The sequence below is a fragment of the Pseudomonas sp. QLc11A genome, assembly GCF_052112305.1.
GTDB lineage: Bacteria > Pseudomonadota > Gammaproteobacteria > Pseudomonadales > Pseudomonadaceae > Aquipseudomonas > Aquipseudomonas laurylsulfatiphila.
The window spans coordinates 20,705-33,781 of record NZ_JAVAJJ010000002.1 but is presented as its reverse complement, the minus strand read 5'-3'; the positions used below and the strand labels follow the sequence as shown (position 1 = coordinate 33,781).

Below are 13,077 nucleotides of genomic sequence, written 5' to 3'. Positions count from 1 at the left end.
TTGCCCGCGAAGGCGGTCTTACAGTCAACCAATCCTGTGTAGTTTTCCTCAAGTCCCGAGGAAACCTCTGACACGCTTTTCAGGTTGTCCGTCGGAAGCGCGATCTCTAGCCTTTGTCGGTCGCTGAAAATTCAGCGTCCGGGCGTCGCGGCTCGATTCCTAAGGCATAATCGCTCCACCTGACGACAACACTTTCTTGTGTCTGTCGTTCTGTGTCATGGCGACTGTGCGCGGGATACCTTCGGGTATGCCGAGCTGCCTCTGGGATCGGTCCGCGAACCCGCGTACAGCTGCCACCCCAATTTGCTTCGCGGCAATTTGGACGTGGCTCCATTTCATCCCAGAGGTGCAACGATGATTAAACCCACCCCCAATCCACCCAAACAACCCGCCGAGCACAAACCCAGCACGATGTTCGTCATCGCCCCGAACATCGACACCGAAACCCTGCTGGCCCACGCCTGTGAATCACTGGCGTCGGCGAGTGTGATGGCGAGTGATTTCGCGGGTTTTCTGCAGGGCTCGCAGCGCAATACGCTGCTGGGGATTGCGCAGGTGATCATGCTGGGTGAGCTGGCGGTGAACCGGGCGTTGGATAATCTCGATCCGCAAGACTGACCACGGAGCTTTGTGGCGAGGGAGTCCTCCCGCTCGGGTGCGTAGCGCCCGCCCGACAAGCTTCCTCGCCACAGGCATCGGCCTTGTCAGGCCACCGGCCGCCAATGCCCGACCATGTGCTCCAACTCTCCGACACCCACCAACTGAAAGTCCCCGCTCGCCCCCGGCTCGCTGGCCAGCAGCGTCACCTCACCGGGCAACCGTACCGGCTTCTTGAACTGCACGGCGATCTCGACGTTCGCCACTGGCAGGTGCCCGGCCAGTGCCGCCAGTGTGCGCGCCTTGTTCCACAGGCCATGGGCGATGGCGGTCGGGAAACCGAAGAGTCGGGCGCTGGCCGCGCTCAGGTGGATCGGGTTGTAGTCGCCGGACACCTTGGCGTATTGCCGACCGATGTCCGAGGGCGCTTTCCAGTGTTCGACTTCGTTCATGTCCAGACTCGTTACCAGGTTTTCCTCAAGCGGTTCGCCCTCGAGTTTGACGCCGCGACAGAGCATCCGGCTTTGTGCCTCCCACAACGGCCCCAGTTGATCGTCGAGGGTGGTCAGCAAATCGAACGTCGCGCCTTTTGCATGGGGTTGCAGGTTCTGCACCTGAACGCTGACACGCGCCCGACTTACCCCGCCCATGGGGCGCAGCAGACGAATTCGATTGCTCAGGTGAATCAGGCCCAGCAGCGGGAACGGGAAGTCCCTGGCGGTGAGCAATTGCATTTGCAAGGCAAAGCCGAGGATATGCGCATAGGTCGGCGGCAGCAGGCCGTTGTCGGCGAAGCCACAGACCTTGCGATAGGCCGCCAGGCGTTTGGGATCGACGTCGACCCAGCAGCGCAAACCCGAATCGGGCAGGGTGGTGCCGGTGATTTTTCGCCGTGTCGCCGCTCGTGCGTACAGCCCCGGGAGGCTCGGTTCGCGGTTGAGAGTGTGCCAGTCGGTGATCATCCTCAAGCCCCCAGAACGCTTTGCCCGCATACGCGCAACGCTTGCCCGGTGAATGCGCCGGTGCCCGGTTGCGCGAGCCAGGCCACGGCTTCGGCGACGTCCTGTGGCAGGCCGCCCTGGCCGAGGGCACTCATGCGCCGTCCGGCTTCGCGCAGGCCGAAGGGGATGTGCGCGGTCATTTGCGTTTCGATGAATCCGGGTGCCACGGCGTTGATGCTGATGCCGCGTTCGGTGAGCAGCGGCGCCCAGGCTTGCGCCAGGCCAATGAGCCCGGCCTTGCTCGCTGCGTAGTTGGTTTGCCCGCGATTGCCGGCGATGCCGCTGATGGATGCCAGCAGAATCACCCGAGCGTTGTCGTGCAGGGTGCCGCTATCGAGCAGGGCTTTGGTCAGCACTTGCGGTGCGTTGAGGTTGACTGCCAGTACGGCGTCCCAGAAGTCCGGGGTCATGTTGGCCAGGGTTTTATCGCGGGTGATGCCGGCGTTGTGCACCACGATGTCGAGGCCGTCGGGCAATTGTTCGATCAACTGCGCGGCTGCATCTTCGGCGCAGATGTCGAGGCTGATGCTTCGCCCGCCAAGGCGTGCGGCGAGGGCATCGAGATCGGTTTTGGCCGCCGGCACATCGAGCAGGATGACGTCGGCACCATCACGGGCCAGGGTTTCGGCGATGGCGGCGCCAATGCCGCGCGCCGCGCCGGTAACCAGTGCCTTGCGCCCGGCGAGCGGGCGCGTCCAGTCGCTGACGGGCGTCGAGCACGGATTCAGGCGAATGACCTGCCCGGACACGAAGGCGCTTTTGGGCGAGAGGAAAAACCGTAGCGGGCCTTCCAGTTGCGCCTCGGCCCCTTCGCCGACGTAGATCAATTGCAGGGTGCCGCCGCTGCGCAACTCCTTGGCCAGGGAACGGCTGAATCCCTCCAGGGCACGCTGGGCACTGGCGGCGAACGGGTCACGCAGGGTTTGCGGATCGCGTCCGAGAATCACCAGGTGCGCACAGTGATCGAGGTTCTTCATCAACGGCTGGAAAAACTCGCGCAGTTGCTTGAGCTGATCGGTGTGCAGCAGGTCACTGGCGTCGAACACCACGGCCTTGAGTTTCGGTCCGTGGCCGGGAATCCAGGCCGTGGCCATCGAAGGCTCGGTGCCGTAACTGTAGATCGCGTCGGTCAGGCGGTTGGCGAAGGCACTGACGTGTTCCGCCAATGGCCCGCCGCCGATCAGCAGCGCACCTTCCACGGGCCGCAGCCGGCCTGCCTGCCAGCGCTCCAGTCGAGTCGGTGTCGGCAACCCCAGGGCACCGACCAGGCGATGGCCGATGGACGAATTGGCGAAGTCGATATAGCGGTCAGACATGGAACGCGCTCCGAAAGCTGAGGTTCAAAGTGTGGACCATGAATGGCGATCAGTCGTTCGATCCACGAGATAAGGCCTACGCTTGGTTACAGCAGATTAGTTTGTCGCAGGATTTATGGTGCACGCAGTCCCTGTGGGAGCGGGCTTGCTCGCGAAAGCGGAGTGTCATGCAACATTGATGTCGACTGACACGACGCCTTCGCGAGCAAGCCCGCTCCCACAAGGGGCAGTGTTCAGTTCAGATAATTCATCAGGAGTTCCTCATGACCCAGCTGCGCCGCGTCGCGATCATCGGCGGTAACCGGATTCCTTTCGCCCGCTCCAACGGCCCCTACGCCACGGCCAGTAACCAGGTGATGCTCACCGCTGCCCTCGAGGGTCTGATCGAGCGCTACAACCTGCATGGCCAGTGCATCGGCGAAGTGGTCTCCGGCGCCGTGCTCAAGTTGGCGCGGGACATGAACCTCACACGCGAGTGCGTACTCGGCTCGCGGTTGTCGCCCGCCACCCCGGCCTATGACATCCAGCAGGCGTGCGGCACTGGGCTGGAAGCGGCGTTGCTGGTGGCGAACAAGATTGCCCTGGGCCAGATCGATTGCGGTATCGCCGGTGGCGTGGACACCACCTCGGATGCACCGATCAGCGTCAGCGAAGGTCTGCGCAAAATCCTCCTGCAAGCCAATCGCGCGAAAACCACCGGCGACAAACTGAAGACCTTCCTGCAATTGCGCCCCAAACATCTGATCCCCGAGTTCCCGCGCAACGGCGAGCCACGCACCGGGTTGTCCATGGGCCAGCATTGCGAGCTGATGGCCCAGACCTGGAACATCCCGCGCGAAGCCCAGGATCAATTGGCGCTCGAAAGCCATCAGAAACTCGCGGCGTCCTATGCCGAAGGCTGGCACAACGACCTGATGACGCCGTTCCTGGGGCTCACCCGTGACAACAATCTGCGCCCGGATTCGACCCTGGAAAAGCTCGCCGCACTCAAGCCGGCCTATGAGAAAAGCGCCAAGGGCACCCTGACGGCGGGCAACTCCACGCCGCTGACCGATGGGGCGTCACTGGTGCTGCTGGGCAGCGAGGAATGGGCGAAGGAGCGAGGTCTGCCGATTCTCGCGTATTGGCGTGACGGCGAGGCGGCTGCGGTGGATTTCGTCAACGGTGCCGAAGGGTTGTTGATGGCGCCGGTCTACGCCGTGCCGCGCTTGCTCGCGCGCAATGGCCTGACCTTGCAGGACTTCGACTACTACGAAATCCACGAAGCTTTCGCCGCGCAGGTGCTGTGCACATTGAAAGCCTGGGAGGATCCGCAGTACTGCAAAACCCGTCTGGGGCTTGATGCGCCGTTGGGCTCGATTGACCGCAGTCAGCTCAACGTCAAGGGCAGTTCATTGGCGGCAGGGCATCCGTTTGCCGCCACGGGCGGGCGCATCGTCGCCAACCTGGCGAAGTTGCTGGATGCGGCGGGCAAGGGGCGGGGGCTGATTTCGATTTGCGCGGCGGGTGGGCAGGGTGTGACCGCGATCATCGAACGCTGAGTTAAAACAACTGTGGGAGCGAGCTTGCTCGCGATGGCGGAGTGTCAGCCAACATCTATGTTGGATTAACCATCCTCATCGCGAGCAAGCTCGCTCCCACAGGGTTTAGTGGTGAGTTTGCAAATCAGGTACGGAACCTGCGCACCAGCCCGTCCAGCTCATTGGACAGCCCGGCCAGGCTCTGGGAATCCAGGCGTGCCGAGTTGGCCAGTTCCGCCACCAGTTGCGCATCACCATGGATCTGGCTGATGTGCCGGTTGATGTCTTCGGCCACTTGATGCTGTTGTTCCGCCGCCGTGGCGATCTGGGTGTTCATGTCGCGGATCACGTCCACCGACTCGCGAATCTGCCCGAAGCTGTTGCGCGCCTCACCGATGCGCGTCACCGATTGTTGGGACACTTCCAGGCTGGCATGCATTTGTTGGGTCACCTGGCTGGTGCGTTTGGCCAGGTTGCCCAGCAGCCCGTCGATTTCCGCCGTGGAGTCGGCCGTACGCTTGGCCAGGGCTCGTACTTCGTCGGCCACCACGGCAAAGCCGCGGCCTTGTTCACCGGCCCGGGCCGCTTCGATCGCGGCGTTCAGCGCCAGCAGGTTGGTCTGTTCGGCGATCGAACGGATGGTCCCCAGGATCGACTGAATGTCGTTGCTGTCGCGCTCCAGTTGTTGCATCGACTGGGCTGACTGTTCGATTTCCTGGCTCAGGCGATCAACGCTGTTCACCGCCGCATCGATCTGTTGCTGACCTTCGCGCGCCTGGCGCTGGCCACTGTCGGCGGATTCCGCCGCCTGGCTGCAAGAGCGCGCAACTTCGTTGGCGGTGGCGACCATTTCGTGGAATGCCGTGGACACCATGTCCACCGCTTCACGCTGGCGTCCGGCGGCTTCGGCCATGTCGCTGGAGACCTGGGTCGAACTCTTGGAGGTGGCGAGGATCTTGCCCGCCGCGCCGCCGATGTTCTGGATCAGGTTGCGAATCGCGGTCAGGAACTGGTTGAACCAGTTGGCCAACTGCGCGGTTTCGTCGTTGCCACGGATTTGCAGGTTCTGGGTCAGGTCGCCTTCGCCTTGGGCGATGCCTTCCAGGCCGCTGGCCACGCTGCGGATCGGACGCACGATGAGGCTGGCAAAACTGGCGCCGACGATGGCGAAGATGACGGCCAGGACGGCGGCGATGATGGCGATCAACCAGGTCAACCGGGTCGCGGAGCTCATCACGTCGTTCTGTTTGATCAGGCCGATGAAGGTCCAGCCCAGTTGCTCCGACGGCCAGACGTTGGCCATGTAGCGCTCGCCGTTCAACTCCACTTCCACCAGGCCCTTGCCGGCCTTGGCCAGTTGCGCGTAGCCGTCGCCCAGGCTGTTCAGCGGTTTGAAGTTGTGTTCCGGTTGTTTCGGATCCACCAGGACCGTGCCGGTGTTTTCCAGCAGCATCAGGTAGCCGGTTTCGCCGAGCTTGATCTGTTTGACGATTTCGGTGAGCTGCTTTAGCGTCACGTCGATGCTGACCACGCCACCGTTGGTGCCCAGCTTGTTGTCGATGGTGCGCACGGTGCTGACGTAGGTCGCGTCGTCCTGGGCCCAGTAGTAGGCCTCGGTGCGAAACGGCTTGCCCGGCTTGGCCTGGGCGGCCTTGTACCAGGGGCGCTGGCGCGGGTCGTAGTTGTTCAGCTTCGGATCATCCGGCCACGACACGTAGCCGCCCGCCGCCGTGCCGAGGATGGCATAGGCGTAGGACGGGTGGCTGTTGCCCAGGTCCTGGAGCAGGGTGAAGACCTTCTTGTCCATCTCGCCCTGGGGAACGCTCTCGGCGTTGGCGGCCATGTAAGTCTTGAGGCTGTCGTCGGAGTTTCGGATCAGCGGCTGCCTGGCCAGGTAATCGACGTTCTGGCTGATGCCGTCAAAGAACAATTGCATGGCGTTGCTGACCTGACGGATCTCGCGGGCACTGCCGTCGATAAATTCGTCCCTGGCATCACTGCGCAGGTTCAGCACAACGAGGGTGGCGACCAGCACCACGGGCAGGCAGGCGATGATTGCAAACGCCCAGGTCAACTTCTGTTTGATGTTCATCCGCGCTCCAGATTTTCTTGTAGGCCCACGCAGTGCAGATGACTCGCGGTTTATTGGCAGCCGTAATCGTTCTTGGTCAACCCGGGTCCTTGAGTGCGGCATCGCTTTTGTTGTGGCTGCGATTGTCGGACAAATCACTTTGTCACTAAGGACTTCGGCTGTTGTCGGAGGAAATTGAGGCCTGTTGGGAAAAATCCTACGGAAGGATTCAGAAGTGGTGTCGGCTTCTGTCGCAATTGCCCTCAATGTCCTTGCACAACAAGTGACGCAGGCTCGGCTATGATCCGGAGTGACCCGTGGCGGTCGTCGGTTTTGCCCGTTGAAATCGGCACATTGTGTGCTTGTGCAATGTTCATAAGTCGGCAACCCCTCCCCCCCGTGAGTGGATTGCCGTATAACGAATGACTTTCGCGTGTTTGGTAATAAAGGACCCACAATAAAAGCTGATGAAGACTCCAAAACGCATTGAACCCCTGATCGAGGACGGTCTGGTCGACGAGGTGCTGCGCCCACTCATGAGTGGTAAAGAAGCAGCTGTTTATGTGGTGCGCTGCGGTAACCAGTTACGTTGCGCGAAGGTCTACAAGGAGGCGAACAAACGCAGTTTTCGTCAGGCGGCCGAGTATCAGGAAGGCCGCAAGGTGCGCAACAGCCGTCAGGCCCGGGCGATGGCCAAGGGCTCCAAGTTTGGCCGCAAGGAAACCGAAGACGCTTGGCAGAACGCTGAAGTGGCGGCGCTGTTCCGCCTGGCCAATGCCGGTGTGCGGGTACCCAAGCCGTTCGACTTCCTTGAAGGCGTGCTGCTCATGGAACTGGTGGCCGACGAGTACGGTGATGCTGCGCCGCGCCTGAACGATGTGGTGCTGGAACCGGACCAGGCCCGCGAATATCACGCGTTCCTGATTTCGCAGATCGTGCTGATGCTGTGTACCGGTCTGGTGCATGGCGACCTGTCCGAGTTCAACGTGCTGCTGACGCCGACCGGCCCGGTGATCATCGACCTGCCGCAAGCGGTTGATGCGGCGGGCAACAACCACGCGTTCAGCATGCTGGAGCGCGACGTGGGCAACATGGCCTCCTACTTCGGGCGATTTGCGCCGGAGTTGAAAAAGACCAAATACGCCAAGGAAATGTGGGCCTTGTACGAGGCTGGCACCTTGCACCCGGCTAGTGTCCTGACCGGCGAGTTCGCCGACACGGAAGAGCTGGCCGATGTGGGCGGCATCATGCGCGAAATCGAGGCCGCACGCCTGGATGAAGAGCGCAAGCAAGCCGTACGCGCGGCGGACGATGCGCCGCCGGGCAAGACCGAAGAGCCGCCTCCGCCGTGGATGCAGTGATCGGCTAAAGAAAAACCCGGCTTCGGCCGGGTTTTTTGTGGGTTACAGATTCAATGTGACAGACACCAAACCTGTGGGAGCGAGCTTGCTCGCGATGACGTCGGCACATCCAACATTGATGTATCAGATACACCGCTATCGCGAGCAAGCTCGCTCCCACAGGGTTTTGCGGTGCCTTGCAATCACGCGCGGGTCGGAGTGGCACAACACCCCGATTCCAGGTTTTTCAGGATCGGGCAATCCGGCCGATGGTCGCCATGGCAGTGTTCAACCAGATCCTGCAACGTATCGCGCAACTGCCCCAGTTCACGGATCTTCCGGTTCAGCTCATCGATATGTTGACGGGCCAAAGCCTTCACATCGGCGCTGGCGCGCTGGCGGTCTTGCCAGAGGGTCAGCAACTTGCCGACTTCCTCCAGGGAAAACCCCAGGTCCCGCGAGCGCTTGATGAACGCCAGCGTGTGCAGATCGTCATCGCCATACACCCGGTAACCGCTGTCGGTGCGATGGGCCGCCTTGAGCAGGCCGATGGATTCGTAATAACGGATCATCTTTGCGCTCAGGCCGCTGTGGCGGGCCGCTTGGCCGATGTTCATCGGTTGTCCTCCAGGTCCTTGGGTTTCCAGGTTTTCAACAGTAGCGCATTGCTCACCACGCTGACGCTCGACAACGCCATGGCTGCACCGGCCAGCACTGGATTGAGGAAGCCAAACGCCGCCAGCGGAATGCCGATCAAGTTATAGACAAAGGCCCAGAACAGGTTCTGCCGAATCTTGGCGTAGGTCTTGCGGCTGATCTCCAATGCAGCCGGCACCAGTCGCGGATCGCCGCGCATCAGGGTGATGCCGGCCGCGTGCATGGCGACGTCGGTGCCGCCACCCATGGCGATGCCGATATCGGCGGCGGCCAGTGCCGGGGCGTCATTGATGCCGTCGCCGACCATCGCCACTACGCCGGTTTCTTTCAGTGCAGCGACCGTCGCGGCTTTGTCCGCCGGCAGCACTTCGGCATGCACGTCCTGGATGCCCAGCGCCTCGGCCACCACCTTGGCGCTACCGCGATTATCGCCCGTCAGCAGGTGGCTGCTGATGTTCCGTGTGCTCAGTTGCTGCACCGCTTGCAGCGCGCCGGGCTTGAGGGTGTCACCGAAGGCGAACAGGCCCAGCACCTGAGAGGCGGGGGATTGTTCGATCAGCCAAGACAAGGTCCGGCCTTCTTGTTCCCACGCGATTGCCGAGTCGGCCAACGGTCCGGCGTTCAAGCCGCTGTCCTCCAGCAGGCGACGATTGCCCAGGGCCAGGCGACGACCTTCCAGTGTGCCGGCAATGCCGCGGCCGGTCAGGGACTGGCTGTCGCTGACGTCGGCCACCTTCAAGCGGCGTTCGGCGCAGGCATCCAGAACAGCCTTGGCCAGCGGATGCTCGCTGCCGCGTTGCAGGGCGCCGGCCAGTTGCAGCAGGCTCGCTTCATTGCCGTCGATGGCACTCAGATGAGCAATGCGCGGGGCGCCGGAGGTCAGGGTGCCGGTCTTGTCGAATACCACCGCGCTGACTTCATGGGCACGCTCCAGGGCTTCGGCGTCCTTGATCAGAATCCCGTAGCGTGCCGCCACGCCGGTGCCGGCCATGATCGCCGTCGGCGTGGCCAGGCCCAGTGCGCAAGGGCAGGCGATCACCAGCACCGCCACGGCGTTGATCAGCGCAGTTTCCATCGGCGCGCCATACAGCAGCCACCCGATTAAAGTCGCCAAGGCAATCACCAGCACGGTGGGTACAAATACCTGGCTGACTTTATCCACCAGTTTCTGGATCGGCGCCTTTGCGGCCTGGGCGTCTTCCACCAGGCGGATGATCCGTGCAAGAACGGTTTCCGCACCGAGGGCCTGGGTACGCACCAGCAACCGGCCTTCACCGTTGATCGCGCCGCCAGTGACTTTGTCGCCGGGCTGCTTGGGCACGGGCAGGCTCTCGCCACTGATCAGGGCTTCGTCGGCGTGGCTCTGGCCTTCGACCACTTCGCCGTCCACCGGGAAACGTTCGCCGGGTTTGACCATTACCAGGTCATTGAGGCGCAGGGCGCTGATGGCGACTTCCTGCTCACGGCCATCGAGCACCTGAATCGCCCGTTCCGGGCGCAAGGCTTCGAGGGCGCGGATGGCGCTGGCGGTCTGGCGCTTGGCGCGGCTTTCCAGGTACTTGCCCAGCAATACCAGGGCGATCACCACCGCCGAGGCTTCGAAATACAGGTGCGGCATGCGCCCGGCGGCGGTGGCCCATTCATACACACTCAAGCCATAACCGGCGCTGGTGCCCAGGGCCACCAGCAAATCCATGTTGCCGGCCCCGGCGCGTACGGCTTTCCAGGCAGCGACGTAAAACCGTGCACCGAAGATGAATTGCACTGGCGTGGCCAAGGCGAATTGCACCCAGGCCGGGAGCATCCAGTGCACGCCGAACGGTTGCAGCAGCATCGGCAAGACCAGCGGCAAGGCGAGGGCGATGGCCATGATCAAGGCCAGGCGTTCGCGATGCAGGCGCTGTTGCTGGTTGTCGGCCGGCGGGTGTTCGACTTCCCATACGCTGGCGGTGTAACCGGCCTTGGTCACGGCCGCGATCAAGGTTTGCGGATCGACCTGGCCGAGCAGTTCAAGGTGGGCGCGTTCGTTGGCCAGGTTGACGCTGACGCTTTTCACGCCCGCCACCTTGCCCAGCGCCCGCTCGACCCGACCGACGCAGGACGCGCAGGTCATGCCGTCGATGCTCAGTTCCAGGCTTTGCTGCGGCACGCTGTAGCCGGCCTTGGCCACGGCATCCATCAGGGCTGGCAGGCTGTCGCTGGGTGCCTGGACCCGGGCCTGTTCCGTGGCGAGGTTGACGCTGACGGCACTGGCGCCAATGACTTTGCTCAAGGCGCGCTCGACACGCCCGGCGCAACTGGCGCAGGTCATGCCGGCGATCGGCAAGTCGAACGTGGTGGATTCGGACATCGGTCGCACTCCCTGTAGTAGATGACCACAGGATCAACCTTGCCATGCTGGCAAGGTCAAGTGCCAATCTTATACCCACCGCTGATCCCCTGTAGGAGCGAGCTTGCTCGCGATGAACGCAAACGGTAACGCTGGGTTCTGAATGTACGCGTTGTCTGGACGTTTTTCGCGAGCAAGCTCGCTCCTACAGGGACGGTGTGTCAGTAGCCGAGACCGGCGCGTTTCAGGTACATCCCTTCCTGCGTCATCGCGATCCGGTACTTGAGCACATCCCCGGCCTTGAGCTGGATATCCTGAGAGCCCGGCGCGAGCATGCCCGGATTGCAACCCGGCATCTGCCCCGGGAGTAACTTGAGGCGCAGTGAGACGATGCCGGGCGGCAGGTTGAACGAGGTGCTCTGCTCCTGAAACAGCCGCGCCGCCAATTGGTCCTGGATGTACACACCGATCTCGCAGCTGGTCGCGACTTCCAGGCGCTCGCGGGAAATGATCAGCACGCCATAATCCTGACCTGCAGCATTGACCGAAGGCACGGCGGAGAAAAGGCTGAGAAAGCCAAACAGGCTGAAAACCGACCAGCGCATGGCTGAATCTCCTGAGTTCGAGTCATTGATGGACGCAGCTTGGCCGAGCGTAGCGCCGATTGCCAGCCCGGCAGCAATCTTCAGAACTTGACCTTGCCATGGTGGCAAGCTCGAAACTGGACTCAACCCTCGGAAAAGGAGTCATCCCATGCAAGTGTTCAACGTTGAAGGCATGTCTTGTGGCCACTGCGTCAAGGCCATCACCCAGGCCGTGCAGGCCAGGGACCCGGCAGCCAGTGTGCGGGTCGATCTGGCGGCTAAAGAAGTCGGTGTCGAAAGTGCGCTGACTGCCCAGCAAGTGATCGAGGCGATCAGCGAAGAGGGGTATGGCGTCAAACTGGCCTGATTTTGATAGTTAGCGAGCTACCGGAATGTTCAAGGCGTCCATGCGCGGCTAGACTGTCGGGCTGCCGACTCCTGCCTCACTGGATGCCTGATGAACTTCCGTACCATTCTGATTCTCGGCGCCTTGAGCGCTTTCGGTCCGCTGGCGATTGATTTCTACCTGCCGGCCTTCCCGGCCATGGCGCTGGCTTTCGGCACGGACGAAAATCACGTCCAGATGACGTTGGCGGCCTACTTCCTCGGCTTGTCCATCGGTCAGTTGGCCTATGGCCCGGTGGCGGATCGTTTCGGGCGACGCATTCCGTTGCTCACCGGTGTCGGCCTGTTCACCGCGGCCTCGGTGGCGTGCGCCTATGCGCCGAATCTGGAATGGCTGATCGGTGCGCGTTTCGTCCAGGCGTTGGGTGGCTGCGCGGGCATGGTGATTTCCCGGGCGGTGGTCAGCGACAAGTGTGATGCAGTGGGCTCGGCGAAAGTCTTTTCACAGTTGATGCTGGTGATGGGGCTTGCGCCTATCCTCGCGCCATTGCTGGGTGGGTTGCTGGTCAACACCACAGGCTGGCAGTCGATCTTCCTGGCCTTGACCGGGTTCAGTGCGTTGGCGGGGCTGGCGGTGGCCACGGGATTGCCGGAAAGCTTGCCGGCCCACATACCGCGCCAACCGCTGTCGGGCGCACTGCGCCAGTACGGTCGGTTGCTGGCCGACCCGATATTTCTTGGCCATGCCTTGACCGGGGGCATCGCCATCGCCGGGATGTTTGCCTACATCGCCGGTTCACCCTTCATCATCATCAAGCTCTACGGCGTTCCGGCCGAGCATTTCGGCTGGTTGTTCGGCACCAATGCGGCGGGCTTCATTCTGGTGGCGCAGGTCAACGCGCGGCTGCTGGCCAAACGTGGCCCGACGTTCTTGCTGGCGCGCGCGGTGTGGATTTATCTCGCGGCCGGTCTGACCCTGCTCGCTGTCAGCGCTTTGCACACGGCCCAGCTGTGGCCGCTGCTGATTCCATTGTTCATCTGTATTTCCAGCCTCGGTTGCATCAGCCCCAATGCCGCCGCCTGCGCGATGAGCGGGCAGGGCGCACGGGCCGGCAGCGCGTCGGCGCTGCTCGGTTGCCTGCAATTCAGCGTGGCTGCCGGTGCCTCCGCGCTGGTGGGCGTTTTGCACGATGGCAGCGCCGCGCCGATGGCCATGGTCATCAGCCTGTGCGGAGTTCTGGTGGTGAGCGCTGCGGTGCTCACCCGGCGTTTGCAAAATGCCCGGGCGCTGGCGCAAGCCCAGGTTTGAGGCCGGAA

The 13,077-nt window shown here is 62.5% G+C and carries 11 protein-coding genes and 1 pseudogene; 5 read left to right on the top strand and 7 right to left on the bottom strand.

Translation table 11 applies throughout. The features are described 5' to 3' along the window. The first annotated feature begins 354 nt into the window (after positions 1-354). Positions 355-618, top strand: a complete 264-nt coding sequence (locus Q8X48_RS03095; protein WP_407799600.1) for a DUF6124 family protein — start codon at positions 355-357, stop codon at positions 616-618. Positions 619-704: 86 nt separating this feature from the next. On the opposite strand, the gene Q8X48_RS03090 is transcribed toward Q8X48_RS03095, so the two are convergent. Both Q8X48_RS03090 and Q8X48_RS03085 read right to left on the bottom strand, forming a co-directional pair. Next, complete coding sequence (locus Q8X48_RS03090; protein ID WP_407799599.1) at positions 705-1,559, bottom strand: MaoC family dehydratase; 855 nt, start codon at positions 1,557-1,559, stop codon at positions 705-707. Positions 1,560-1,561: 2 nt separating this feature from the next. Beyond that, positions 1,562-2,914 (bottom strand): 3-oxoacyl-ACP reductase, encoded by a 1,353-nt coding sequence (locus tag Q8X48_RS03085; RefSeq protein WP_407799598.1) that lies wholly within the window; start codon positions 2,912-2,914, stop codon positions 1,562-1,564. Positions 2,915-3,177: 263 nt separating this feature from the next. Between Q8X48_RS03085 and Q8X48_RS03080 the strand changes: the two genes are divergently transcribed. After that, positions 3,178-4,455: an acetyl-CoA C-acetyltransferase gene (locus tag Q8X48_RS03080; protein WP_407802759.1), complete on the top strand. Its 1,278-nt coding sequence runs from the start codon at positions 3,178-3,180 to the stop codon at positions 4,453-4,455. A 124-nt stretch (positions 4,456-4,579) separates the two neighbouring features. On the opposite strand, the gene Q8X48_RS03075 is transcribed toward Q8X48_RS03080, so the two are convergent. Together Q8X48_RS03075 and Q8X48_RS03070 are read right to left on the bottom strand one after the other, a co-directional pair. Continuing rightward, positions 4,580-5,308, bottom strand: coding sequence for a methyl-accepting chemotaxis protein (locus Q8X48_RS03075; RefSeq protein ID WP_371317838.1), 729 nt, complete (start codon positions 5,306-5,308; stop codon positions 4,580-4,582). A 129-nt stretch (positions 5,309-5,437) separates the two neighbouring features. After that, positions 5,438-6,526 (bottom strand): annotated as a pseudogene (locus Q8X48_RS03070) (cache domain-containing protein); the annotation flags it as partial. A 446-nt stretch (positions 6,527-6,972) separates the two neighbouring features. On the opposite strand from Q8X48_RS03070, the gene Q8X48_RS03065 reads away from it, so the two are divergent. Beyond that, on the top strand, positions 6,973-7,866 hold the full coding sequence (locus tag Q8X48_RS03065) for a PA4780 family RIO1-like protein kinase (protein WP_126049080.1): 894 nt from the start codon (positions 6,973-6,975) through the stop codon (positions 7,864-7,866). 182 nt (positions 7,867-8,048) lie between these two features. On the opposite strand, the gene cueR is transcribed toward Q8X48_RS03065, so the two are convergent. The 3 genes from cueR to Q8X48_RS03050 form a co-directional block, all read right to left on the bottom strand. Then, the gene (cueR, locus tag Q8X48_RS03060) at positions 8,049-8,462 is read right to left on the bottom strand and encodes a Cu(I)-responsive transcriptional regulator (RefSeq protein WP_102702251.1); all 414 of its coding nucleotides are present in this window, start codon (positions 8,460-8,462) and stop codon (positions 8,049-8,051) included. Continuing rightward, positions 8,459-10,852, bottom strand: a complete 2,394-nt coding sequence (locus tag Q8X48_RS03055; protein ID WP_407802566.1) for a heavy metal translocating P-type ATPase — start codon at positions 10,850-10,852, stop codon at positions 8,459-8,461. The genes cueR and Q8X48_RS03055 overlap by 4 nt, the downstream gene beginning before the upstream one ends. 200 nt (positions 10,853-11,052) lie before the next feature. Continuing rightward, positions 11,053-11,436: a hypothetical protein gene (locus tag Q8X48_RS03050; protein WP_095964791.1), complete on the bottom strand. Its 384-nt coding sequence runs from the start codon at positions 11,434-11,436 to the stop codon at positions 11,053-11,055. Positions 11,437-11,584: 148 nt separating this feature from the next. On the opposite strand from Q8X48_RS03050, the gene Q8X48_RS03045 reads away from it, so the two are divergent. Beyond that, a complete protein-coding gene (locus Q8X48_RS03045; protein ID WP_007971846.1) occupies positions 11,585-11,782 on the top strand; it encodes a cation transporter in 198 nt (65 codons plus the stop codon). 90 nt (positions 11,783-11,872) lie between these two features. Continuing rightward, entirely contained in the window at positions 11,873-13,069 is a 1,197-nt protein-coding gene (locus Q8X48_RS03040; RefSeq protein WP_407802567.1) for a multidrug effflux MFS transporter, read from the top strand. Positions 13,070-13,077: the final 8 nt, after the last annotated feature.